Origin of the sequence: Actinomadura miaoliensis (assembly GCF_039536785.1) — a bacterium.
GTDB classification, from domain to species: Bacteria; Actinomycetota; Actinomycetes; order Streptosporangiales; family Streptosporangiaceae; genus Spirillospora; species Spirillospora miaoliensis.
The window spans coordinates 1-23,748 of record NZ_BAAAZG010000088.1 but is presented as its reverse complement, the minus strand read 5'-3'; the positions used below and the strand labels follow the sequence as shown (position 1 = coordinate 23,748).

The following is a 23,748-nucleotide window of genomic DNA, read 5'->3' as shown; positions in this document are numbered from 1 at the left end:
GGGCGCCCTGGCCGCGCTGGCGGCCGTCGTCTGCCTGTGCGGCGCCGTCTGGACGCTCCGCAGAGCCGCCTGGGCCCTGCGCCGCACCGGAACCCCCCGGATCGTCTATTTGTTCGTCCACGGGCTCGTGGTGGACGACGGGAGGGGCCTGGCCACGCACCACTGGGACGAGCTGACCGCCGTCACCGTGTCGGGGGTGCGGACGGCGGCGGGGGCGCGCACCCGCTGGCGGGTGACCGTCACGGCGGCCGGCGGACGCGAGATCGCGCTCGGCGACGGCATGCCGGACGCCGGGGTGCTCGGCGAGATCGTCTCCGCCGAGGTGACCGCGCGCGCCGTGCCCCGGCTCATGGCCGCGATCGAGGCGCGCGAACGCGTCCGGCTCGGGCCGTTCACCCTCGGCCCGCAGGGCGTCGGCAAGGACGGCGACCGGCTGCCCTGGCCGGCGGTCGCCGAGGCCGGCATCGACAACGGCGTGGTGTACGCGCGCGACGCCGACGGCCTGGTCGAGATGACCGCCCTGGCGGCGCGGGTGCCGAACGCGGTGGCGTTCGTGGAGGTGTGCCGCCGCGTCGGGGCCGGCCACCACGACGACGACGGCGACCTCGTCCACTGAGAACACCGCTACTTGCAGAGCTTCTGGGTGGCGGTGCCGGTCTCGATCTCGGGTTTGCCGGGGGTGGGGGAGGGCGACGGGGAGGAGATCTTCACGCGCTTGGCGCCGTCCCAGTCGGCGCCCACCATGACCTGCACGCGCGAGCCCAGCGAGGACACCTTCCGCAGCTTGGCGCCCGGGATGGCGGCGGCGACGGTCTTGGCCGCCTTCTCGCCGTCCGGGCCGTACTGGATCTGCGTCGTCTGCAGCCCGCGCCGCGCCACGCCCGGCACCACCGTCACCGGGAACCCGACGCGGCGCAGCTCGCCGCCCGCCCGGGTGGCCAGGCCCGGGGTGCCGATCGCGTTGAGCACCCGCAGCGGGATCTCGTCCGGCGGGACGGTCGGCCCGTCGCTCGGCCTGGCGCTGGGCTTGGCCGCCGACGGGCTCGCCGACGGCGAGGCCAGCGGCTGGTCGCGGTTGAGGCGGTGGAACAGGTCGCGGGCGTGCCGCTGGTCCCACAGCACCGTCGACTGCGGCTGCGGCGAGTTCCACAGGTTGACGTTGTAGTCCTGGTTGGCCAGCGGGACCTTGGCGAAGGTGACGTTGTCGGTGGACAGGTCCTTCATCTGGTCGGCGAGCTTGGGCAGGTTCTCGGCCAGGTCCTCGTCGACCCGCAGCGACTTCAGCGCGGCGTTCAGGAAGCGCGTCGACTTGACCGGGTCGCTCAGCGTCCGGGAGTTGAGCGCCTGCTTCATCATCGACGCCATGAACCGCTGCTGCCGGTCGATGCGGCCGAGGTCGCTGCCGCCGGTCAGGGTGTAGCGGGCGCGGGTGTAGCTGAGCGCCTTCAGGCCGTCCAGGCGCGACGTGCCCGCCGGCAGCACCAGCCCGCTCTTGCGGTCGTTGATGGGCTCCTCGGTGCACACCTCGACGCCGCCGAGCGCGTCCACCATGTTGATGAACCCGTAGAAGTTGACCTCGACGTAGTGGTCGATGGACACCCCGGTGGCCCGCTTGACCGTGTCGACGGTCAGGTCCGGCCCGCCGAACTGGTACGCCCACGTCAGCTTGCCGGGACGCGCCGGGACGGAGGAGCCCTTGGCCCCCTCCGAGCCGTTGGAGCGGTGCGCGGGGATCGTCACGTACGAGTCGCGCGGCAGGTTCACCACGCTGACGCGGTCGTGGTCACGGGACACGTGCACCAGCATCATCGTGTCGGACCGCTCGCCGGGCTCGTGCCCCAGCCGCGCCGCCTTCTGCTGCGCGCGGGTCAGGCCCTCGCGCCGGTCGACGCCCGCCACCAGGACGGTCATGGCGCCCTTGGGGCCGTCCTTGTTGAGCCCGCCGACCTTCACCCGGTCGATGGCGTCGCTGACGTAGTTCTGGAACGCCCACGCGCCGCCCGAGGTCAGCAGCACGAACGTCGACATCACGCCGGTCACCATCAGGAAGCGGCGCTGCCGCCGCGCGCTGACGGCCGCGCGGGGGCTCAGCCCCGGGCCGGGACGGCGCGGGCCCCGCGGCGCGTCCACCGCGACGCGGGGGGCGGGCAGGCCCTCGACGGTGACGCCGTCGATGTCCTCCTCGTCACCGGCCCCGCCCGCACCGCCGGACGGGCCGTCCGCGGGTCGCGGCCGGAAGTACCGTTCGAGCGGATCGCTGTCGTGACCGTCCCTCATGTTGGCTCTGCCATCCTGGCCGCCGCCTCCCGAAGCCTCATCGACGCCTGGCCGCTCGTCGCCCGTAGGTGCCGCGAACGTTCCCCACTTTAAAGTGGGGGACACCGGTCCGTTCGCTACCTGAGGCTCGTGTCCTTGGAGTAACGTGGCGCCGTCTTGACCTCCTCCCCGGCGGCCGCACTCGCCCAAGGGTGTCGTGAGCTGCGTCATGAACGAGCGAGCAAGAGAGGAAGGGGGGCTCTCCCCGGCCGACGGCCGGGGCTCGGCCCACGAGCCCAGAATGAAATCGTCTCCCCACGCGCACAGCACCGACGAGCAGCACACCGTGCACGCGACCGATCCGGACTCCGGCCGCGATCCCCTCTGGGACGCCGGCCGCGGTCCCGGCGGCGCGGGCGATCCCGGCCGGGACCCGCGTCCCGGCGCGTCGCCCGCCGCGTCCGGCCGCACCTGGCCCGCGGTGTCGGTGGTCATGCCGGTGCTGAACGAAGAGCGGCATCTGGCCGACGCCGTCCGGCGCATCCTGTCGCAGGACTACCCCGGCGAACTGGAACTGGTCCTGGCCATCGGGCCGTCCAGGGACCGCACGGAGGAGATCGCGCAACGGCTCGCCACCGAGGACCCGCGCGTCGTGGTGGTGCCCAACCCCACCGGACGCACCCCGCAGGGCCTCAACATCGCCATCAAGGCGTCGCAGTACTCCATCATCGTCCGCGTGGACGGCCACTCCCTGCTGCCGCCCGACTACGTCCGGGTGGCGGTGGAGACCATGGAGGAGACCGGCGCCGACAACGTCGGCGGGATCATGGCGGCCGAGGGCATCACCCCGTTCGAGAAGGCGGTGGCCCGGGCCATGACGTCCAAGATCGGCGTGGGCAACGCCCGGTTCCACACCGGCGGTGAGGCCGGCGACGTCGAGACCGTCTACCTCGGCACGTTCCGGCGCAGCGCGCTGGAGCGCGTCGGCGGCTACGACGAGACGTTCGTGCGGGCCCAGGACTGGGAGATGAACCACCGCATCCGGCAGACCGGCGGCCGGATCTACTTCACGCCGCGGATGCGCGTCACCTACCGGCCGCGGCCGAACCTGCGCGCGCTGGCCAAGCAGTACTACCACACCGGGCGCTGGCGCCGGGTGGTCGGCCGCGAGCACCAGGGCACGCTCAGCCTGCGCTACCTGGCGCCGCCGATGGCGGTGCTGGCGATGGCCGCGGGCGTGGTGGCCGGGGCGTTCGGCTTCTGGCCGGGCTGGCTGGTGCCGGGCGCGTACGCGGCCGGCATCGTGGCCGGCGCGGTCGTGGAGGGCCGCGGCCTGCCGGTGTCGGCCTGGGTGCGGCTGCCGCTGGTGTTCGCCACCATGCACATCAGCTGGGGGGTCGGCTTCCTCACCAGCCCGCCCGGCCTGGGGCAGGCGACTCCGGCGAAGTCGTAGAAAGTCACTCGAACCGCGCTGGTCAGGGCCACGTCTCACGGTTACGTTGGTGATCGCCCATCTGGGCGTCGCCCACTGCCCAGGGAGGTGGCCATGACCGGCGGAGCGCGTCACGGGATCGGCGCGGGGATCGGGATCGTCGGCACGCCCGTGCTGATGGCCTTGCTGATCTTCGGGTCCGAACGGCTGTTGATGCAGTGGCGGTACACCGCCGTGTACTTCCGGGGCGAGTTCGCCACCGGCACCGGCCTGCTCGGAGGCCTGCTGATCCTGCTGCTCGCGGTGGGCGTCGCTGCTCTGGTGACCACTCGCGTCTCGCCGGTGGCGTCGCTGATCCCCGGCGCGGTGTTCGCCCTGTACGGGCTGCTGTGGATGCTGCTGCCGGGCCGGGCCATCCGCATCGAGCTGCCCCTGCTCAGCAAGGAGTACGGCCTGGTGGTGGCGCAGGTCGGCAGCATGGGCATACTGCTGCTGATCGGCGTCATCCTGGTGGCGGGCTCGGTGGTGCCCTCGCGCTGGCGGGCCGCGGCCGCGTCGGGGCCCGGCCGCCTGGCGCAGCCGCACGGGCCGGCCTTCGCGGCGCCGGGCCAGCCCGCCCCCTATGGCGCCCAGCCCGCCCCCTACGGTGCCCAGCCCGCGCCGTACGGCGGCCAGCCCGCCGCTCAGCCCGGCCCGTGGGGGCAGGGGCCGCAGCAGCCGTGGCAGCAGCCGCAGCCCGGCCAGCCGCAGCCCCAGTACGGGCAGGCCCAGCCACAGTTCGGGTCCGCCCCGCCGCCCGGCGGCGCGCAGCGGTCCGACCAGCAGGAGATCCCGGCCCCGCCCGCGTCCGGGAAGGACGAGGGGACGGCTCCCCGGTCCGGCTCCACGCCCGGTGACGACGACGAGCCCGGCGAGTGGACGCGGGCGTACGGCGGCGGCGACGACCGTCCGCCGCCGCCCGCCTAGGCCGGCGCGGCGCCGTCCAGGGCGGCGACGACGCCCGGGACGTCGTTGACGACCACGGCGTCCACGCCCGCCTCGGCGTAGGCGGGGGCCGTCTCGGCCGACGGGCACCACGCCAGCACCTCGAGGCCCGCCTTGTGCGCCACGTCCACGCAGTGCTCCAGCGGACGCAGCCGCGTGTCGGGGTGCTCGAAGCCGCACGACCCGGTGTGCAGGCCGACCGCCTGCACGCCCAGCCCCGACGCGGCGGGGATCGCGTGCCACAGCGGGAAGCGCAGCCACGTCAGCAGGCCCACCGCCAGGTCGGGCAGGTTCTCGCGCAGGTGCAGCAGCAGCGACGGGTCGAACGAGGTCACCAGCAGGGGACGGCGGCGGGCCTCGCGGCGCAGCAGCGGCACCAGCAGCGCGCCGGTGCGCCGGGACGGCGGGTCGACCGCGTCCTCCAGGATCGTCTTGACGTCCACGTCCACCGGCACACCCGGCGGCAGCGCGTCGAACACCTCGGCCAGCAGCGGCAGCCCGCACTCGGCGGCCGCCGTGTCGACCAGGAACGCGCCGTCGGCGGTGGTCGGGTCGTGCCGCAGCACCAGCTCGTCGTCGGCGGTGCGGGTCACGTCGATCTCGATCCAGGTCGCGCCCGCGTCCAGCGCGGCCAGCAGCGACTCCAGGGTGTTCTCGGCGACGGTGCGGGGGTCCGGCCCGTCGCCGTCCGCGCCGGGCGGGCCGGGCAGCGGGACGTGCCCCGAGCCCAGGCCGCGATGACCGATGACGGTGGGCGGGTTCTCGAAGATCACGTGTTCTCCGGGGGGTTGGCGGCGATCTGATCGGCGATCTGCTCGGCGATGTGCTCGGCCAGGGCGACGTCCAGCGGGTGGGTGACCTTGAGGTTGTGCTCGCTGCCCTCGACGACCCGGATCGGCACGTCGGGCAGGTAGCGGTGCACCACCCCGCAGTCGTCGGTGGCGACCAGCTCGGGGTCGGCCAGCGCCAGCTCGTAGGCCTTGCGGACGGTCCCGAGCCGGAAGCCCTGCGGGGTCTGGAAGCGCACCAGCGTCGAACGCGGCGGCATGTCGGCGACCAGGCCGTCGCGGACCGCCACGATCGTGTCGGAGGCGGGCACGCCCACCGCCACCGCGTCGTGGTCCTCCAACGCCGCCAGCGTCCGGTCGATCACCGCGCGGTCGACGAACGGGCGGGCCGCGTCGTGGAACAGCACGCGGGTGCCGTCGGGACGGTCCGCCAGGGCGGCCAGCGCGGCGGCGGTGGACGCGGTGCGCGTGGCGCCGCCCTCGATCACGCCCGTGACCTTGCGGAACGGGGCGGTCAGCGCGGCGGCCTCGCGCACGTGCCCGGCCGCCATCACCACCAGCACCTCCGCCACGTCCGGGTGGCCGTCGAACGCCGCGACGGCGTGCGCCAGGATGGGCCGCCCGCCGACCTCCAGCAGCTGCTTGGGCCGGCCGGCGCCCAGCCGCGCGCCGACCCCGCCCGCGAGCACCACGGCGACCGTCCGGGTCGCGGTGTCCACTGTCAATGTGACCTCTCACTCCGTGGTCGTGCCGCTACTCTGGGCAATCGTCCGTGCCGGCGCCGGTGTCGCGCTCGCCGGCCCGGCGCCGCGCGACGCCCGCGCGGTGCGCATCCCTTTTCCTACCCTGTTGCGACGCGATCCGGAGGCGCCGATGACCGTGGCGGTGATCATGGCGACCGGGTGGGACGGCGGCGGCCCGGACCCGGGTCCCGCGGCCGTCCTGCCCTGCGGAGGCGATCCCCGCCGGGCCGCCGAGGCGGCGGACGAGGCGCCCACGCTCCTGACGCGCCTGTGCGAGCAGCTGGCAAGGCTCAACGTACCGGATCCGGTCATCGTCACCCGTCCCGAAATGGCGCCCGCCCTGCACAAGGACGGCCACTTCGTGTTGGAGTCGCCGAGCCCGGCCGCCGACCTGCGGGAGATCGCCCGGATCGCCCGGCACGCCGACGGGCCGGTGCTGCTGCTGCCGGGCGACGTGGTGGTCGGCGCCGAACTGCTGCGCCGGCTGCTGCTGGACGGCGACGACGCGCCGGTCACGGCCGTCACCGTCCCGCGGGGCGACGGGTACGGCACCGTGCCGGTGCGCAGGTACGACGGATGGATCATGTCGGCCGGGTCGCCGTACCACCGGGTGACCGCGCCCGACGCCGCGTCGCCCGGCGTGCTGCGGGTGGCCGCCGACCGGACCGACGACCTCGCCGCCCTCGCCGGACGACTGGCCGACCTGCTGCGGGACGCCCGCGCGCTGCCCCTGACCGTCGTCGAGCCCGAGGCGGCGCACCTGCTGCTCGTGGGGCTGGTGCGCACGGGCGTGCCCGTGCGTGACTGCGGCGACCCGCGGCTGCCCTGCCCGCGCGCCGGCAGCGCGGACGCCGCCGTCGCCGCCCGCGAGGCGGTGGAGAAGGCCGACGAGGAACGGGTGCGGCTCGCCGCGGCCGTCAAACGCGACGACGGGTTGTTCGCCACGTACGCGGTCGGCTCCTACAGCCCCCACCTGGTGCGGTGGGCGGCCCGCCGGGGGCTGACGCCGATCACCGTGACGTGGATGTCGCTGGGCCTGGCGGTCCTGGCGGCGGTCTGGTTCGCGGCGGGCACCCGCGGCGGCGTGGTCACGGGCGCCGCGCTGCTGTACGCGGCGTTCGTGCTGGACTGCGTGGACGGCCAGCTCGCCCGCTTCACGCGCCGCCGCAGCGCCCTCGGCGCCTGGCTCGACGTGCTCCTCGACCGCGTGAAGGAGTACGGCGTGTACGCGGGGCTGGCGGTGGGCGCCATCGCCGCCGGGCACGGCTCCGGGGCGGTGTGGGGGCTGGCGGTCGCCGCGATGACGCTGCAGACCGTCCGGCACACGCTCGACCACTCGTTCGCGTCGCGTCCGGCCGGCCCCGGCCGGCGGCCCCTGCCCCAGCGCACCGCCCCCCTGACGGCCCCCGACGACGGGCCGATCGAACGCCGCCCGGCACCGTCCAGGAAGGCCCTGCGGTGGGCCAGGAAGGTCGTCGCGCTGCCGGTCGGCGAGCGGATCGCTCTCATCGCCGTGACGGCGGCGCTGTTCGACGCGCGCGTGACGTTCGTCGCGCTGCTGGCGTGGGGCGGCCTGGCCCTCGCCCACCGGCTCGCCACCCGTGTGCTCACCGGCCGGAGGAGGAAGGTGATCGTGCGATGACGATGCCGGCGATCCGCGTCCCGGACGCCCGCGTCCCCGTCCCGCCGTACCTGCTGCGCGACGACGGCCCGATCTGCCTGACGCTGGCCCGGCTGGCCGGGGGCCGGCTGCCGCCGCTGCCCGGCGTCCTGGTCGCCGTCGCCCTTGGCGCCGTGCTGATGACGGCCGGTCTCGGCGCGGATCGGGGGCCGGCGCTGTTCCTGCCGGTGGCGGTGGTGCTGCTGACGGGGGCGGCTGCGACACATCCGCATAACGGAAGGTTCGACTGGCTTGTCCCGCCCCTGCTGCGCACGATCGAGTATGGTTACCTGGCCGGACTGGGGTTCGCGCAGGGTGTGCCGGCACCGCTGGTGTACGTGCTGCTCGCGGTTCTGGCCTACCACCACTACGACACCGTGTACCGCACCCGTCAGGGGCTGCGGCCGGGCGCCTGGGTGCTCCGGGCCGGTCTCGGCTGGGAGGGCCGCACGCTGGTCGTGGCGGCGGCGGGCCTGGCCGGGCCGCTCCCGTTCGCGTACGCCGCGCTGGCCGCCTACCTTGGCGTGTTGTTCGCGGGTGAGAGCGTCACGACCTGGCTGCGGACCGGGCGCGACAGCGGCGTGATCGTCGACCTGGAGGAAGAGGAATCATGATCGGCATGGTGCTGGCGGCGGGCGCCGGACGCAGGCTGCGGCCGTACACCGACACGCTGCCCAAGGCCCTGGTCCCCGTTCGGAGCGGGCCCGACGGCGACACCACCATCCTGGACATCGCCCTGGGCAACCTGAGCGCGGTCGGGCTGACCGACGTGGTGATCGTCGTCGGCTACCGCGCCGAGGCGGTCGAGACCCGCAAGTCCGACCTCGAACGGCGGTACGGCGTGTCGATCACCCTCGTCCACAACGACAAGGCCGAGGAGTGGAACAACGCCTACTCCATGTGGCTGGCGCGCGAGCACTTCTCCAAGGGCGTCCTCATGGTCAACGGCGACACCGTGCACCCGGTGAGCGTGGAGAAGACGCTACTGGCCGGGCGGGGACCGGACATCCTGCTCGCGGTGGACAACGTGAAAACTCTGGCCGACGAGGAGATGAAGGTCACCCTCGACGACCAGGGCGACCTGGCCCGCATCACCAAGCTGATGGACCCGGCCGAGGCGTACGGCGAGTACATCGGCGCCACCCTCATCGAGCCCGCCGCCGCCGGGCCGCTGGCCGACGCCCTGCAGGCCACCTGGGAGCGCGACCCCGACCTGTACTACGAGGACGGCTACCAGGAGCTGGTCAACCGGGGCGGCCGCGTCGCCGTGGCCCCGATCGGCGCCGTGGAGTGGGTCGAGGTCGACAACCACGACGACCTGGCCAAGGCCCGCCGGATCGCCGCCGGCTACTGACCCGGGCTCCCGCCGCGTCGCGGTATCCCTGCCCCTCCCCTCCGCCGTACGGGACGACCGAGCGAGGAACGCACATGCCCCTGCTGACGCGGATGCTCACCGCGCCGCTGTCCATCGACGTCCGCCGTGGGGCCGTGGCCGCCCTGGGCGACCTGCTGGCCGACCGCCGCATCGCCACCGAGGGCCGGGTCGCGATCGCCGTGGGCCCCGGCCAGGGCGACCAGATCGCCGAGCACGTGCGGCCCTCGCTGGAGGACTGCGAGCTGTTCCGGGTGGACGGCGGCACCGTCGACGCCGCGGTCAGCCTCGGCTCCAAGCTGCGCGGCGGGTCCTACGAGGCGGTGGTCGGCATCGGCGGCGGCCGCACCATCGACGCCACCAAGTACGCCGCCACGCTCGCCGGCATCCCCATGGTGTCGGTGGCCACGAACCTGTCCCACGACGGCATCTGCTCCCCGGTCGCCTCCCTGGAGCACGACAAGGGCAAGGGCTCGTTCGGCGTGGTCATGCCGCTGGCGATGATCGTCGACCTGGACTACGTGCGGGCCGCGCCGCCGCGGCTGGTGCGCGCGGGCATCGGCGACGTGGTCAGCAACCTGTCGGCCGTCGACGACTGGCTGCTGGCCGCCGAGGCGTGCGGCGAGCCGGTCGACCGGCTGGCGCTGACGCTGGCCCGCACCGCCGCCGAGGCCCTGCTCAACCAGCCCGGCTCCATCGAGTCCGACCGGTTCCTGACCGTTCTGGCCGAGGGACTCGTACTGTCCGGCATGGCCATGTCCTTCGCCGGTTCGTCGCGGCCCTCCAGCGGCGGCGACCACGAGATCCTGCACGCCATCGACCAGATGTTCCCCGGCACCGCCAACCACGGCGAGCTGGCCGGGATCGGCGCGGCCTTCTGCTACCACCTGCGCGCCACCCGCCTCGGGACGGGCGCCGACCGGCTCGCCGAAGTCATGACCTGCCTGGAGCGGCACGGGCTGCCCCGGCTGCCCGGCGACGTCGGGCTGACCGTCGAGCAGTTCGCCGAGGCCGTCGCGTACGCCCCGCGCACCCGCCCCGGCCGCTATACGATCTTGGAGCATCTCGGCCTCGACAAGGGCGCGATCCTCAAGGCGGTTGAAGAGTATGTCCAAGCCCATGGAGGCTGAGCTGCCCGCCGACGCCGTCCGCCCGTCCCGCAGCGCGGCGACGGTCGCGGACGTGCGGCGCCACGGGCAGCCGCCCGGCCTCAAGGAACGGCGCAACGAGGAGCACTGGGCCGGGCGCCTGTACATGCGCGCGCTGTCGCCGTACTTCGCCTGGCTGTTCCTGCGGCTGGGGTTCACCCCCAACCAGCTCACCTACCTGATGATGGCCTGCGGCGTGGCCGCCGGCGTCGTGGTGTCGCTGCCGGCCGACCCGCTGTGGACGGCCCTCGGCGGCGCCCTGCTGATCCAGGCGTACCTGCTGCTGGACTGCGTGGACGGCGAGGTCGCCCGCTACCTGCGGCAGACGTCGGTGGCCGGGGTGTTCCTGGACCGCATCGGCCACTACCTGTCGGAGGTGGCGCTGCTGATCGGCCTCGGCTACGCCGCGCAGGGCGGCTGGCAGACCGGCGGCTACGCCGAGCTGGGCCTGCTGGCCGCGGTGGGCGCCGCGCTGATCAAGGCCGAGACCGACAACGTGGTGGTGGCGCGGGCCAAGTCGGGCCTGCCCGCCGACCCGGTCGGCGGCGACCGGGCGCTGCGGCCCCGCTCCACCGGCATCGCGCTGGCCCGGCAGGCCGCGTCCATGCTGCGTTTTCACCGCATCATCGGCGCGGTGGAGCTGTCCCTGCTGATCCTGGCCGCTACCGTGCTGGACACGCTGCTGGGCACCGAGACCCCGGCCGCGATCCGGGTGCTGACCGTCGCCGTGGCGGTCGTGGCCGTCCTGCAGACGCTGCTGCATTTGGTGAGCATTCTGGCTTCCCGGAGGCTACGGTGAGGGTTACCTGGACGGGGGCACTGTGACCCAGGGCGAACGGATTGTTAGGCCCCGCGCAGGCGGGGGTGTCTCGCTCAGCGTTGTTGTGCTCACCATGGGCAATCGACCTGCAGAGCTCGCCCGTGCGGTGCGCAGTGCCCTCGACCAGGAGCATGTGGACGTTGAGGTTGTCCTTGTCGGCAACGGCGTCTCTGGCGACTGGTGGCCCGGCGACGATGAGGTCTTCGACGACAAGCGCGTGGTGCTCGTCCGCCTGCCGACCAACGTGGGCATCCCGGCGGGGCGCAACCGCGGCGTGGAGGCCTCCAGCGGCGACGTGATCCTTTTCCTGGACGACGACGGGTGGTACCGTTCGCCGCGGCTGGGTGCGCACGTGCGCGACCGCTTCTCCGCCGAACCCGACCTCGGGATCATCTCCTTCCGCGTCCGCGATCCCGAGGGCGGACGCGGTGAGCGGCGGCACGTGCCCCGGCTGCGCGCCGGCGACCCCGAACGGTCGTCGGAGGTGACGACGTTCCTGGGCGGCGCCTGCGCGGTCCGCCGCGCCGCGTTCGACGCCGGGGGCGGGCTGCCGGAGGACTTCTTCTACGCCCACGAGGAGACCGACCTGGCCTGGCAGGTCCTCAACGCGGGCTACCGCATCGTCTACGACGCGTCCGCGGTGATGTACCACCCGGCGGTGCTGCCGACCCGGCACGCGATGTTCTACCGCTACAACGCCCGCAACCGGGTGTGGCTGGCCCGCCGCAACCTGCCGTGGCCGCTGGCGCTGACCTACCTGGCCGTGTGGGTCGGGATGACGGTGCTGCGGGAACGCAGGCCGAGCGCGCTCAAGCCGTGGTTCAAGGGCTTCTTCGAGGGCTGGCGCAAGCCGGCGGGCGCCCGCCGCCCCATCTCCTGGCGCACCGCCTGGCGCATGACCCGCACGGGCCGCCCCCCGATCATCTGACCGTCATCCGGCGGGGCGCCGGTCGCCGGTCAGGGTGTCGCGCCACTCGGGCCTGGTGGTCAGGACGGTCAGGTGCTGGGTGGCGCGGGACACGGCGACGTAGAGGACGCGCAGGCCGCGCGGTGACTGGGCGGCGACGGTCTCCGGCGTGACGATCACGGCCGCGTCGAACTCCAGGCCCTTGGCCTCCAGGACGTCGAGGACCTGCACGCGTTCGGGGAAGCCGGCGGCCAGGCGGTCGCGGTCGGCGGCGGTCCAGGACGGGGCGGCGGCGCCGGTGTGCTCCTCGGCGGCGTCCGGGGCGTCGGTGAGCGGGAGGGCGGTCTGCCCCTCGGGCCGGTTCCGCAGCTCCAGCGGGACGATCAGGCCGATCGTGCCCTCGACCTGCGTGAGGAGTTCCGCCACGGCGGCGCGGGCGGAGGAGATCAGGTCGGCTTCGGGCACCACGCGGACGACCGGGTCGATGCCGGAGGTGCGGACGGCGCGGGCCGGGCGGGCGTCGGGCAGGGCCAGGGCCAGCACCCGGGACGCCACGGCGGCGATCTCGGTGGAGTTGCGGTAGTTGGTGGTCAGCTCGTACTCGTAGCGGGCGCGGGCGGCGGGCTTGCGGGGGCGCCGCCGCGACGACGAGCGGCCGCGCCGGGGTGAGGGCTTGTCGACGCCGAGGGCGGCGTCCATGGCCCGGCGGGCGGCGTCCAGGTCCTCCCAGGCGCTCTGCGCGGGGTCCTCGACGATCGTCCAGCTCGCGTGCCGGCCCCGGCGGCCGAGCATGCGCCACTGCATGGGCGACAGGTCCTGGGCCTCGTCCACCACGATGTGGGCGTACTCGGGACGTTCCTCGACCACCTCGTCGTCGACCCGGCGGGCCCGTTCCAGGCGTTCGATGGACGTGGTGAGCTCCTGCATCTCCGGCTCCCACGACTCGTCCGCGATCTCTTCGCCGGTCAGGATGTTGACGCCGTCGACGACGAACGGGTCGTCCTCGGCGGCGGGGCGGCGCCGGGCCGGCGGGCGCGGCGGGGAGCCGAGCAGCGCGTCCAGCTCGTCCAGCAGCGCGATGTCCTGGTAGGTCAGGACGCACTCCGTGCCGGATCGCGAGTCGGGACCCAGGGCCGCCGACCACGCCTCGGCCAGGCGGGTGACGGCGTCGCGGTCCAGGTCGCGGCCCGCCGCGCGGCGCAGGCGGGCCGGGTCGCCCAGGGAGCGCAGCACGTCCAGCGGACGCCGCAGCGGCCACCAGGCGAGGAGGAACTGGGCGAACTCGCGCTGCTCGCGGACGCGGGCGTCGAACTGCTCGCGCCGGGTGTCGCGCTCGCCGGAGCGGGCGCGGGAGGAGCCCGGGGCGTCGCCCTCGTCGAGGGCGGCCAGGCCGTCGGCGGCCAGCAGCGCGTTCCACAGGCCCGCGTCGGCCTCCTCGGCCTGGGCGGCGGCCTCGGGGCCGCCGAGGTCGGTGAAGCGTTCCCACAGCGCGTCCAGCAGCGCGTCGGCGGCGCGGGCGCGGGCGGCGTTGACCGAGCCGCGGCTGCGCCGGTGCAGGTCGGCGCGCAGCCGGTCGAGCCGGGCCCGGTCGAGCCGGACGATCACGCCCTTGTGGACGACGCGCAGCTCGTCGGGCGCGCCGGGCGGGTGGTCGGTGACGGCGCGGCGCAGCACCCGGGCCATGACCTCCGAGCCCTTGAGCCGGGCCAGTTCCGGGGTGTCGTGCGTGCGGGCCGACACGCCGTCCACCAGGTCGCCGAGGGACCGCAGCGCCGCCGACTCCTCCCCGAGGGACGGCAGGACGCGCTCGATGTAGGCGGTGAACCGCCGGTTGGGGCCGACCACCAGCACGCCGCGCGAACCGAACCGCCGCCGGTGCCGGAACAGCAGGTAGGCGACGCGGTGCAGGGCGACGGCGGTCTTGCCGGTGCCGGGGGCGCCGCGCACCAGCACGGTGCCGTCGGCGGGGGCGCGGATCACCTCGTCCTGCTCGCGCTGGATGGTGGCCACGATGTCGCGCATGGCGCCCTCGCGGGTGCGGGCAAGGGAGGCCAGGAACGCGCCGTCGCCGACCACCACCATGCCGTCGGCGGCGGACGGGTCGAGCAGGTCGTCCTCCAAGTCCACGACCGTGTGGCCGCGCGAGTGCAGGACGCGGCGGCGCACCACGCCGCGCGGGTCCTCGGGGGTGGCGCGGTAGAAGTCCTCGGCGGCGGGCGCCCGCCAGTCGATGACCAGCGAGTCGTGGTCGGGGGTGCGCACGCCGATGCGGCCGATGTAGCGGATCTCGCCGCCGGAGAGGTCGAGGCGCCCGAACACCAGCCCGTCGTCGGCGACGTCGAGGGCCTGGGCGCGCAGTGCCGCCTGGTGCACCATGGCGTCCCGGTCGACCAGCGAGCCCTTGGTGCCCGCCAGTGCCTGCCGGTAGCCCTCGCGCAGCATGGCCTTGGCGTCCTCGCGCATCTCCTCCAGCCGCGCGTACGCCCGGTCGACGTACCGCTGCTCGGCGGCGATCTCCTGGTCCTTGACCGTCTCCGTGGTCTTGGCGGACCCATCCGTCACCGGGGATGACATTCCGGGCTGCTCCCTCGCGACCTGCGCTGACCTGCTGTCCTGCCGAGGTGCTCGGCGGTGCGCCCCCAAGGGGGCGAAAGAGACAGCTTACGCGGTCGTGGCCCCGGCCCGCGTCTTCCGATGATCAAGCGGCGGGGCGGGGACGATCAAGCGGTGGCGCGGGCCAGGAGGCGGCGCAGCAGGCCGGGGGCGTACCGCTTGGCCAGCACGGTGGCCAGGGTGAGGGCGTCGGGGTAGACGTAAAGGAGTTCGTCGCGCCGGGCCAGGGAGCGGTCGACGGCGTCCAGCACCGCGCGCGGGGGCATGCCCTTCATCCCGGCGGTCGCGGCCGGGTCCGCCGCAGCGGCCGCGCGGTAGCCGGGCGTGTCGACCTGGCGTGGGCACACGACGCGGATCCGGACGCCGCCGCCGCGGTGTTCGGCGGCGACGCACTCGGCGTAGGCGTTGATCGCGGCCTTGGCGGCGGCGTACGCGGAGGTCTTCGGCGTCGGGACCCAGGACGCGAGCGAGGAGAACAGCACCAGGTCGCCCCCGCCGCGCGCCAGCATCCCGGGCAGGACGGCCCGGATGGCGTGCACGGTGCCCAGGTAGTCGACCCGCAGCACCCGCTCCACCTCGTCCAGAGGCTGTTCCAGGGCCGGGACGAGCGGCCCGACGGCGGCGGCGTGCACCAGGCGGTGCACCGCGCCCGCCTCGGCGACGATCTCCTCGACCGCCTTGGGGTCGGCGACGTCGCACACCCGGACGTGCGTGTTGGGGGAGCGCGCCGCCGTGCGGGCCAGGCCGTCCTCGTCCACGTCGACCGCGACCAGGTCCCAGCCCGCCGCGGCCAGGCGCTGCGCGGCCAGGGCGCCCAGCCCGCTCGCGGCCCCGGTCACCAGTGCGGTGCGTTTCACGAGCGCACCTCCTCGGCGGCGCCGAACGCCATGGTCAGGTGGGTGATGGTGCTGCTGCTCAGCGCGGCGGCGCGGTGCAGGCCGAGGCCGCGCAGCTCGTCGGCGACGGGGTGGTCGCCGAGCCTGACTTCGGCGCCGCCGGGCCGCATCCGCAGCCCGGACGGCGACACCGTCCAGGGGATGTGGCGGGTGACGCCGTCCAGGCACGAGTAGGAGTCGAGGCGGGGCGCCGTCCGGCCGCCGGGACGCCCGGCGGGGACGGGCAGGCCGGGCTTGACGGCCAGTTCGATCGCGGTGCGGCCGCCGAACCGCACGGCGCACCGCTTGATCCGGCCGCTGAGGTCCATGGGCATGTCGGCCAGCACCTTGGGGAAGCCCCAGATGGACCGGCCCGCGTCCAAGGTGAACTCCTGGTTGACCGGCAGCCAGTGGATGAACGCCCCCACGCGCTTGCGGCGGCCCCCGGAGGAGCCGGGGGAGCGGACGAGGAAGGCGACGGCGAACTCGTGGTACGGGCCGAGGTCGCCGTCGGCGTACCGGACGAACGCCAGCGAGCAGATCGCCCGGCCGGGCAGCGGCTCGGCCACCTCCAGCCCGGAGTAGGCGATCAGGCTCTGCGCGGGGCCCGCCGGGACGGCGAACATCGCCGAGGCCACGGCGGCGTCCCGGATCCGCACGGGCAGGGCGACCCGCTCGCCCTGGATCACGTGGACATCGGTGGCGGTGCTCACACCACTAAGTAGAACAGGTTCTTATTTTGTTGTCACCCCACCGGACAGCGCGGCCCTGATGCGCTCCAGCGTCCGGCGCATGCCGCGCCGGTTGACCTCGGCGCGCCGCTCGGCGGGCACGCCGGTGAACACCCGGCCCAGCAGCGACACGAACGCGGCCCCCCGCTGGTCGCGGCGCAGGTCGTGCCAGTACTCGGTGAGCCGCGTGGAGTTCTCGCCGACCCCCTCGACCCGGTAGCCCCACAGCGCGACCGGCATCCCGAAGCTCGACACCCGGAACGCGAAGACCTCGCCGGGCACCGCCGCCGTCACCTCGCAGGTGGTGAACCACACCCGCCAGCCGATCCGGTTGAACCCGACGAACCGGGTCCCCTCGCCGGCCGGGCCGCGGCCGCGCACCCACACCGCGAACAGTTCCGGGCTCCACTCGCGCATCCGCCGCGGGTCGGACACCGCCTCGTACACCGCCGCGGCGGTGGCGTCGACCAGCACGCTCTCCTCGGCCACCCACTCGCGTTCCATGCCCCGATGATCCCGCACCCGGCGGCCCGCCGTCCGGCGTGGGCGGGCGATCGGGCGGGTCCGGTCAGCGCAGGTGGGCGAAGCGGGCCCGCCAGGTGGCGTACCATTCGGCGAACCACGGGTCGCCGCCGTCCGGCAGGTCGGCCAGCGGGATGATGTAGGTGCAGGTCTCGGCGTAGTAGCGGCGCTGGAAGTCGGGCGGCATCCGGTCCAGGGTCTGCACGTTGCTGATCCGGTCGGCGAGCTTGACCATGATCGCCTCACGGGGGGCGTCGCGCAGGCGGCGCAGGTAGGCGGCCTTGGCGGCGCGTTTGGCTTGGCGGCCGAGCCCGTCGGACGGCGGCTTGGTCACCCACTCGACCAGCTCGCCCACCCACGGGCCGAACTCGGCCTCCACGTCGCGGGCGGTGGCGCCGGTGTCCTCCACCACGTCGTGCAGCAGCGCGGCGGCCAGGACGGACACGTCGGTCACGCCGCGTCCGCGCGCCAGGACCTCGACGGCCTCCAGCAGGTGCTCCAGGTAGGGGGCGCCGGTGGGCCGGGTCTGGTCGCCGTGCCAGCGGCGCGCGGCGGCCACGGCACGGTCCAGCGTGGCAAGGTCGGCGGGAGCGGCGCCGGACGCGGCGAGGGCCGCGCGGGCCTGGTCCCACGTCCGCCACGTGGTGAACAGTTCCACCGGAACCTCCGTTCTGGCCTGGCCGTGTCGCGCGGGGGGCGTGGAACACGGCATGGTGGAGACGTTCTCGCAGCACAGTACGTGACGGCGGAAGGAGGCGGCACGGGCGTGGGCGGCAGGCGGTTCGGCGGGCGCCGGCGGGCGGCGGTCGGCGTCGTCTGCGGTGTGCTGGCCGTGGCCGTCTGCGGGGTGCTGGTGGTGCGGGCCGTCACGCGCGCCGAGTGGTGGCAGGTGCGGCACAGCGTCACCGCCGTGCCCGTCGCGCCGCTGGCGGACGTCGGCCCTCCGCCGGGCCCGCTGGCGACGAGCTGGCAGCGTTCGGCGCCGGTGCACCGGGGGCCGCTGGCCGGTTACAACAGTGTGGCGTTCGAGGTGGCGCACGGGCAGGCGGTGCTGGCCTCGGGCGGCGGCCTGGACGTCCGCGACGCCCGCACCGGCGGTGAACGCTGGAGCTACCGGCGCATGGGCTGGACGATGCTCGGCTGGGCGGCCACCGGCTCGCGGCTGGTCGGCTACTTCGAACGCGACGGCGACCGCGGCGAACGGATGATGGTGGGCTTCGACGCGCTGTCGGGCGCCGAGCTGTGGCGGCAGGCCGACGAGACGCCCGCCTCGGTGGCCCGCACCACGCTGCGCTGGCCCGCGGGCTCGGACGCCGTGCTCACCACCAGCGGCGACCGCCGCGTCCTGTACGGGCGGTCGGCCGCCAACGGCGCCCGGCTGTGGACGCAGCGGCTCCCGGCGGGCTGCCGGCTGTTCGAGGGCGCCGCGCACGCCTCCGACTCCGTGGAGACGACGGCCGTCCTCGCCCTGGACTGCGCCAAGGGCCCGAGCCGCCTGATCGCGGTGAGGCCGGACACCGGCGCCGTGCGCTGGACGCGGCCCCTGGAGTCGGCGGAGGCCCCCGAGGTGACGGTGCTGGACGGCGTCACGCTCGCCGATGACGGCACGGCCCTGCGCGCCTACCGCGAGAACGGCCACCGGCTGGCCGAGTGGGGCGGCGAGAACGTGTGCGGCGACGCCATCTGCCCGGCGGTGGTCGCCGGCGGCCGCCTGGTCGTCGCGTACCGGCCGAACGGCGCGCGCCGGGGCGAGCGGCGCCTGGAGGCGGTCGAGACGGCGTCGGGGCAGGCGGCCTGGCGCCGCGACGCCCCCGCGTACGCGGCGCTGGCCGCGGCGGGCGGCCGGATCTACGCGCTGCGGCCCCGGCTGTCGGGCGCGCTGCTGCCCGCCGGGGTGGACGTCGTCGAACCCGGCGACGGCGGCACCCGGACGGTCGCGGCGCCGTTCGCCATGGACCCGGAGCTGGACGGGGCGCGGCCCTGGCTGGCGGCGGCGGGCGGGCTGCTGTACGCGGCGGTGCCGACCGCGACGCCGCGTCCCGGGGGCGCCGCCCGGCTGGTGGCGCTGCGCGGCGGTTCGGCCGGGCCGGGCCCCGCCGAGCTGGGCGGCACCCCGGCGGCGGACTGGCCGGACGCCTGCGCGCTGCTGAAACGGCCCGACCTGCTGGCCGCGCGCCTGGATCCCGGCAGCGCCCGCCCCGGCGGCGACCGGATCGGCGAGCAGAAGCTGCCGCATCCGGTGAGCTGCACCTACGAGGCGCCGGAGCGGGACGGGCTGCCGGACGCCCCGCCGCTGACCGTCGCGCCGTCCGGCGGCCCCTCCGAGCAGCCCTCCGGCGTCCCGGCGGCGCCGCGGGACTCCGCCTCCCCGGACCGGCCGGGCTCGACGTCACCGAGCGCGAGCGCCTCCGGCGGCGGGGCGTCCGGCAAGAAGAGCCCCGGCAGGGACGGCGACCGCCGCACCCCCGAGCCGGGCGCGAGCGGCCCGGGGACGGACGACGACGAGTGGGGCGCCCGCAGCCTCACCGTGACCGTCAAGTGGGTGGCGCCCACCGGGCAGGCCGCGTCGGCGCTGATGGAGACGCTGCGGGCGGTCCAGTCCCAGGCGCGGCGGCGCACCGACATCGGCGGGGACGAGGCGTACGAGCTGGGCCCCACGGCCGGGACGATCGCCGTGCGGGTCGACCGTTACATCGTCGTGGTCACCGCCGCCCGCCCGCCCGGCGCGGCCAGCAGGCTGGCCCGCGCCGCCGCCGTCGGGCTGACCGGGGGAGCGGGGCGCTCCCCCGAGCCGTCCTAGCCGCCCTAGTCGGCGAGCGGCTCGGGCTGCGGCGCCACGACCGGGCCGGGGGTGGTGCGTCCGGCCCACTGTTCGAGCTGGGCGACGAACCGCTCGGCGTGCACCGGCCAGTGGAACCGGGCCCGCGCCGTCTCGTAGCCGCGCTTGCCGAGGTCGGTGCGCAGCTCGGCGTCGTCGCGCAGCCGCCGGATCGCGTCGGCGGCGGCGGCAGGGTCGCCGAACGGGACGACGAACCCGCACCCGGCCGGTTCGACGATCTCCACGGCGGGCGGGTTGGGCGTGGTGATCACCGGGATGCCGCGGGCCATGTACTCCACGACCTTGGTCGGCATCGAATGCCGGTAGTTCGGCTCGTCGTGCAGCAGCGCCAGGCCCGCCATGGCGCCCTCGGCGATGCGCAGCGCCCGGTCGTTGGGGACGAAGCCGTACCAGCGCAGCACGCCCTCGCGCTGGGCGTCGCGCAGCGCGGGCCGCACGTCGCCGTCGGCGGCGCCGATCAGCTCGACCAGGACGCCCTCGGGCGCCAGCAGCCGGGCCGCCTCGATCATGTCGAACGCGCCCCGGGCGCGCGACAGGTGCCCGACGTAGACGGCGCGGTGGCCGTCCGGCGGGGAGGGCGGCAGGTCGGACACGTAGGTGGTGTTGGGCACCACCGGGTGCTCGCCCTGGAACCGCGCGCGGTAGCCCTCCTCGGCCAGCAGCAGCCGGTGCCGGCGTTCGCTGCGCGTCTCCAGGCGCCGCACGGCGGGACGCAGCAGCGGCCGCACCGGACCGGGCACCCAGCCCTTGGCGGTGAGGGCGGCGGCGGTGTCCTCGTGCACGTCCCACACCACCGTGCGCCTGCGCACCGAGCGGGGCAGGCCGACCAGCAGCTCCGGGTCGTGCAGCAGGATCACGTCGGCGTACGGGGCGTGCTCCTCCAGCGCCCGGTGCGCGGCGCGCAGCGCGCGGAGCCTGCGCCGTCCCACCGCGCGCGGCACGTCCACCGGGCTCACCCGCCGCCAGGGCGTCACGTTGCACGCCCGGAACGGCGCGATATAGGTGACCTCGTGACCGGCGTCGAGCAGCGCGCGAATCTGCCGGTGCAAAATCCTGGCATCCTCTGGATGATGCACAATCGTGCAAACGCAGACCCGCATGGGCATTCACTCCGGATCGGTGCCGATAATCGTCCATCGTCGAGTCTGCGCGCGCCAGGGAAATTGTGTGTTAATTCCGCCTTACCGCGCGATGGCCGCCCCCGGTCGGCGACCCGTCCCGCGACCGGGACCGGGGGCCGCGGCGCTCAGAGCAGCTCGACGCTCTCACTGCGGGCGCCGCGGGTGCGGCCCCGGGTGTCGAACAGCAACCGCGCGTGCCGGGACAGCAGCGACGCCTCGTAGGCCGCGTGGTCGGCCAGGACGATGACCAGGTCGGCGTCCTCCAGCGCGGCCACCAGCTCCGGATCCCACGGGGACTGCTCGGCGCCGGGGCGCTGCCCGCCGCCCGGCCGCACCACCGGCGGCGGGCCGACGCGCGGCACCTCCGCCCCGTCCACCCGCCAGTCGGCGACGTACGGGTCGTGGAAGCGCAGCTCGGCGCCGAGCCGGGCCAGCCGCCGCGCCACCGGCCGCGCCGGCGACTCGCGCTGGTCGGCGATGTCGGCCTTGTAGGTGACGCCGAGCAGCAGCACCTTGGCGCCCTTGAGCGCGCGGCCCTGCTGGTTGAGAAGCTGCTGGGCGCGCTCGACCACGTACCGGGGCATCCGGTCGTTGATCTCCTGGGCCAGCTCCACGAACCGGAACGGGTAGCCCAGCGACCGCACCTTGTACGACAGGTAGTTCGGGTCGATGGGGATGCAGTGCCCGCCCACGCCCGGCCCCGGCCGGAACGCCTGGAAGCCGAACGGCTTGGTGGCCGCGCAGTCGATCGCGTCCCACAGGTCGATGCCCAGCTCGTGGCAGAACACCGCCATCTCGTTCACCAGCGCGATGTTGACGTGCCGGTAGGTGTTCTCCAGCAGCTTGGCCATCTCGGCCTCGCGGGTGCCCTTGGCCTGCACGACCTCGTCGACGAACTTGCCGTAGAACGCCGCCGCGGCCGACGCGCACGCCGGGGTCAGCCCGCCCACGATCTTGGGGGTGTTGCGCACGCCGTAGACCGGGTTGCCCGGGTCGATCCGCTCGGGGGAGAACGCCAGGTGGAACTCCTCGCCCGCGGCCAGCCCGGACGTCTCCAGGATGGGCCGCACCACCTCGTCGGTGGTGCCCGGGTACGTGGTGGACTCCAGCACCACCAGCGTGCCCGGCTCCAGGTGCCGCGCCACGGTCTCGGCGGCGCCGCGCACCGCGGTCAGGTCCGGGCCGCCCTCCTCCGACAGCGGGGTCGGCACGCAGATCACCACGGTGCGGGCGCCGTCCAGGACGTCCTCGTCCACGCTCGGCCGGAACCCCGCCGCCAGCATCTCCTCGACCTCGGCGGCCGACACGTCGTCGACGTGCGACAGCCCGGCCTTCAGCCCGGCGACGACCCGCGGGTCGCGGTCCAGCCCGCCGACCCGCAGGCCGGCCCGGCACGCCTCGCGCACCAGCGGAAGCCCGACGTAGCCGAGCCCGATGACCACCAGATCCACCCGGCGGCTCCCTTCACGCGTGTTCACGGCGCCGGAACGGCCGCTCCTGCCGTACGGGACCCGCCGCGCGGGAACCGTCGGCACGGGTTCCCGGTGTCACGGGAACCCCTGTCACGGCACCCGCGGCGGGTCCGGATAGGCGGACCGGTACCGGTCCGCCACGGCTCGCCAGGTGCGTTCCGCTCGAACCCATTCCCGAGCGGTCTGTCCGATTTTCCGGCGTAGTTCGGGACTGTAAATGAGCTGGGAGAGTGCGTCCGCCCATGCCTCCGGGTCTTCCGGAACTGTTAACGTCCCGGTCACGCCCGGTTCCACGATTTCGCGCAATGCCTTGACATCACTTGCTATTACTGGGATTCCCCCGGCCATCGCCTCCACGGGCTTGAGGGGCGTGACCAACTGGCAGACGCGGTCGGCCCGCCGGGGAACCGCGAACACATCGAGGACCGCGTGATACCGACGTACCGACGACATCGGCACCCTGCCGGGGAACACCGCGCGCACGCCGCGCTCGGTGGCGCGCCGTTCCAGCGCGCCGCGCTCCGGTCCGTCGCCGACCAGCAGCAGCACCACGCCGGTGCCCTGCCCGCGCAGCAGCGCCGCCGCGTCGATCAGCGTGTCGATGCCCTCGTAGCCGTAGAACGACGAGGTCAGGCCGACCACCGGGACGTCGGTGCCGAGGCCCAGCTCGGCGCGCAGATCGGCGGCGTCGGGCAGCGGCTCGAGGAACGCCTCGTCCACCCCGTTCGGCACCGTGATGATCTTCTCCGGGTCGACGCCCCGGCCGGCGATCTCGGCGCGCATCGCCTCGCCGAGCGTCACCACCACGTCGGCGGCGGCCATCCGCCGCGTCTCCAGCTCGCGGGTGAGCCGGTAGAAGTCGTCGGTCTCGCGGTGCGACGGGTCGCGCGACAGCCAGGAGTCCTCCAGGAAACCGCGCACCTCGTACACCACCGGCAGGTCGTGGCGGCGGCCCAGCTCCAGTGCGACGGCCGCGTTGTGGTGGTCGCTCACCGCGTGCAGCACCGCCGGGCGCAGCTCGCGCACCAGCCGTCCCGCCAGGTCGGCGCTCTTGGCCACGGCCTTGACGGGCGTGCCGGGCGGCAGCCACGGCAGCAGCCGGTGGTAGGGCACCCCCTCCACGTCCACCCGCGCGCGCAGGTCGGCGATGCCCTGGTTGAGCGGGTAGCCGAGGCGGGTCACCACGTGGGTGTCGTAGCCCATCGCCCGCTGCGCCAGCGCGATCCGGTGGGTGCGCACGGTGTACCCGGCGTTCGTGCGGGGCAGCGCGTTCGTCACGAACTGCAGGACGACCGCGGAGCCGCCGGCCGGACCGGCGCCGCCCGTGGCCGCCGCGGCGGCGCGGCCGGGGACGTCGTGGTCGAGCAGGACGCGCAGGTCGGCGGACTCGCGCCGCGGATCGCGCGGACGGGGCACCGCCAGCCGGCCGAGCCGGGTGCGCCGCAGCCGGGCGCCCGCCCCGGCG

At 74.9% G+C, this 23,748-nt stretch carries 21 protein-coding genes; 10 read left to right on the top strand and 11 right to left on the bottom strand.

What is annotated here, in order from left to right; genetic code table 11:
• Positions 1 to 616, top strand: a 616-nt coding sequence (locus ABD811_RS43480; RefSeq protein WP_344959615.1) for a DUF6585 family protein, incomplete at its 5' end; no start/stop codon positions are given.
• A gap of 8 nt (positions 617 to 624) precedes the next feature.
• Here ABD811_RS43480 and ABD811_RS43475 read toward each other — a convergent pair.
• Positions 625 to 2,277, bottom strand: a complete 1,653-nt coding sequence (locus ABD811_RS43475) for an LCP family protein (RefSeq protein ID WP_344959613.1) — start codon at positions 2,275 to 2,277, stop codon at positions 625 to 627.
• 280 nt (positions 2,278 to 2,557) lie between these two features.
• On the opposite strand from ABD811_RS43475, the gene ABD811_RS43470 reads away from it, so the two are divergent.
• Both ABD811_RS43470 and ABD811_RS43465 read left to right on the top strand, forming a co-directional pair.
• Positions 2,558 to 3,709 carry a glycosyltransferase family 2 protein gene (locus ABD811_RS43470; protein WP_344959611.1) on the top strand — a complete coding sequence of 384 codons (1,152 nt, stop codon included), beginning with the start codon at positions 2,558 to 2,560 and terminating at the stop codon, positions 3,707 to 3,709.
• A gap of 93 nt (positions 3,710 to 3,802) precedes the next feature.
• Entirely contained in the window at positions 3,803 to 4,654 is an 852-nt protein-coding gene (locus ABD811_RS43465) for a hypothetical protein (protein WP_344959609.1), read from the top strand.
• Here the strand turns inward: ABD811_RS43465 and ABD811_RS43460 are convergent.
• Together ABD811_RS43460 and ispD are read right to left on the bottom strand one after the other, a co-directional pair.
• Positions 4,651 to 5,445, bottom strand: a complete 795-nt coding sequence (locus ABD811_RS43460; RefSeq protein WP_344959607.1) for a glycerophosphodiester phosphodiesterase — start codon at positions 5,443 to 5,445, stop codon at positions 4,651 to 4,653. The genes ABD811_RS43465 and ABD811_RS43460 overlap by 4 nt on opposite strands.
• Positions 5,442 to 6,179 carry a 2-C-methyl-D-erythritol 4-phosphate cytidylyltransferase gene (gene ispD, locus ABD811_RS43455; protein WP_344959605.1) on the bottom strand — a complete coding sequence of 246 codons (738 nt, stop codon included), beginning with the start codon at positions 6,177 to 6,179 and terminating at the stop codon, positions 5,442 to 5,444. Before ispD ends, ABD811_RS43460 begins: the two co-directional genes overlap by 4 nt.
• 130 nt (positions 6,180 to 6,309) lie before the next feature.
• Here ispD and ABD811_RS43450 point away from each other — a divergent pair, with 130 nt between their 5' ends.
• The 6 genes from ABD811_RS43450 (at position 6,310) to ABD811_RS43425 (ending at position 12,131) form a co-directional block, all read left to right on the top strand.
• Positions 6,310 to 7,845: a CDP-alcohol phosphatidyltransferase family protein gene (locus ABD811_RS43450; RefSeq protein ID WP_344959602.1), complete on the top strand. Its 1,536-nt coding sequence runs from the start codon at positions 6,310 to 6,312 to the stop codon at positions 7,843 to 7,845.
• Positions 7,842 to 8,477: a DUF5941 domain-containing protein gene (locus ABD811_RS43445; RefSeq protein ID WP_344959600.1), complete on the top strand. Its 636-nt coding sequence runs from the start codon at positions 7,842 to 7,844 to the stop codon at positions 8,475 to 8,477. The genes ABD811_RS43450 and ABD811_RS43445 overlap by 4 nt, the downstream gene beginning before the upstream one ends.
• On the top strand, positions 8,474 to 9,217 hold the full coding sequence (locus ABD811_RS43440) for a phosphocholine cytidylyltransferase family protein (RefSeq protein ID WP_344959598.1): 744 nt from the start codon (positions 8,474 to 8,476) through the stop codon (positions 9,215 to 9,217). Before ABD811_RS43445 ends, ABD811_RS43440 begins: the two co-directional genes overlap by 4 nt.
• Before the next feature lie 92 nt (positions 9,218 to 9,309).
• The gene (locus ABD811_RS43435; RefSeq protein ID WP_344959617.1) at positions 9,310 to 10,365 is read left to right on the top strand and encodes an iron-containing alcohol dehydrogenase family protein; all 1,056 of its coding nucleotides are present in this window, start codon (positions 9,310 to 9,312) and stop codon (positions 10,363 to 10,365) included.
• The gene (locus ABD811_RS43430) at positions 10,355 to 11,182 is read left to right on the top strand and encodes a CDP-alcohol phosphatidyltransferase family protein (RefSeq protein WP_344959596.1); all 828 of its coding nucleotides are present in this window, start codon (positions 10,355 to 10,357) and stop codon (positions 11,180 to 11,182) included. Before ABD811_RS43435 ends, ABD811_RS43430 begins: the two co-directional genes overlap by 11 nt.
• 94 nt (positions 11,183 to 11,276) lie before the next feature.
• On the top strand, positions 11,277 to 12,131 hold the full coding sequence (locus tag ABD811_RS43425) for a glycosyltransferase family 2 protein (RefSeq protein ID WP_344959594.1): 855 nt from the start codon (positions 11,277 to 11,279) through the stop codon (positions 12,129 to 12,131).
• Between the two features lie 3 nt (positions 12,132 to 12,134).
• Here the strand turns inward: ABD811_RS43425 and ABD811_RS43420 are convergent, their stop codons facing one another.
• From ABD811_RS43420 to ABD811_RS43400, 5 genes are all read right to left on the bottom strand, one after another.
• A complete protein-coding gene (locus tag ABD811_RS43420) occupies positions 12,135 to 14,672 on the bottom strand; it encodes a HelD family protein (protein ID WP_344959592.1) in 2,538 nt (845 codons plus the stop codon).
• Positions 14,673 to 14,830: 158 nt separating this feature from the next.
• Positions 14,831 to 15,580 carry an SDR family NAD(P)-dependent oxidoreductase gene (locus ABD811_RS43415; protein WP_344959590.1) on the bottom strand — a complete coding sequence of 250 codons (750 nt, stop codon included), beginning with the start codon at positions 15,578 to 15,580 and terminating at the stop codon, positions 14,831 to 14,833.
• The gene (locus ABD811_RS43410; RefSeq protein WP_344959588.1) at positions 15,577 to 16,311 is read right to left on the bottom strand and encodes an acetoacetate decarboxylase family protein; all 735 of its coding nucleotides are present in this window, start codon (positions 16,309 to 16,311) and stop codon (positions 15,577 to 15,579) included. Before ABD811_RS43410 ends, ABD811_RS43415 begins: the two co-directional genes overlap by 4 nt.
• A gap of 21 nt (positions 16,312 to 16,332) precedes the next feature.
• Positions 16,333 to 16,833: an SRPBCC family protein gene (locus tag ABD811_RS43405; protein ID WP_344959586.1), complete on the bottom strand. Its 501-nt coding sequence runs from the start codon at positions 16,831 to 16,833 to the stop codon at positions 16,333 to 16,335.
• A 64-nt stretch (positions 16,834 to 16,897) separates the two neighbouring features.
• A complete protein-coding gene (locus ABD811_RS43400) occupies positions 16,898 to 17,509 on the bottom strand; it encodes an HD domain-containing protein (protein WP_344959583.1) in 612 nt (203 codons plus the stop codon).
• 108 nt (positions 17,510 to 17,617) lie between these two features.
• Here ABD811_RS43400 and ABD811_RS43395 point away from each other — a divergent pair, with 108 nt between their 5' ends.
• Positions 17,618 to 19,651 (top strand): outer membrane protein assembly factor BamB family protein, encoded by a 2,034-nt coding sequence (locus tag ABD811_RS43395; RefSeq protein ID WP_344959581.1) that lies wholly within the window; start codon positions 17,618 to 17,620, stop codon positions 19,649 to 19,651.
• A gap of 5 nt (positions 19,652 to 19,656) precedes the next feature.
• Here ABD811_RS43395 and ABD811_RS43390 read toward each other — a convergent pair whose 3' ends face one another.
• From ABD811_RS43390 to ABD811_RS43380, 3 genes are all read right to left on the bottom strand, one after another.
• Positions 19,657 to 20,790 (bottom strand): glycosyltransferase family 4 protein, encoded by a 1,134-nt coding sequence (locus ABD811_RS43390; protein ID WP_344959578.1) that lies wholly within the window; start codon positions 20,788 to 20,790, stop codon positions 19,657 to 19,659.
• Positions 20,791 to 20,936: 146 nt separating this feature from the next.
• Positions 20,937 to 22,262, bottom strand: coding sequence for a nucleotide sugar dehydrogenase (locus ABD811_RS43385; RefSeq protein ID WP_344959576.1), 1,326 nt, complete (start codon positions 22,260 to 22,262; stop codon positions 20,937 to 20,939).
• Positions 22,263 to 22,373: 111 nt separating this feature from the next.
• Positions 22,374 to 23,748: glycosyltransferase family 4 protein (locus ABD811_RS43380; RefSeq protein WP_344959574.1), on the bottom strand; the 1,375-nt coding region annotated here is incomplete at its 5' end.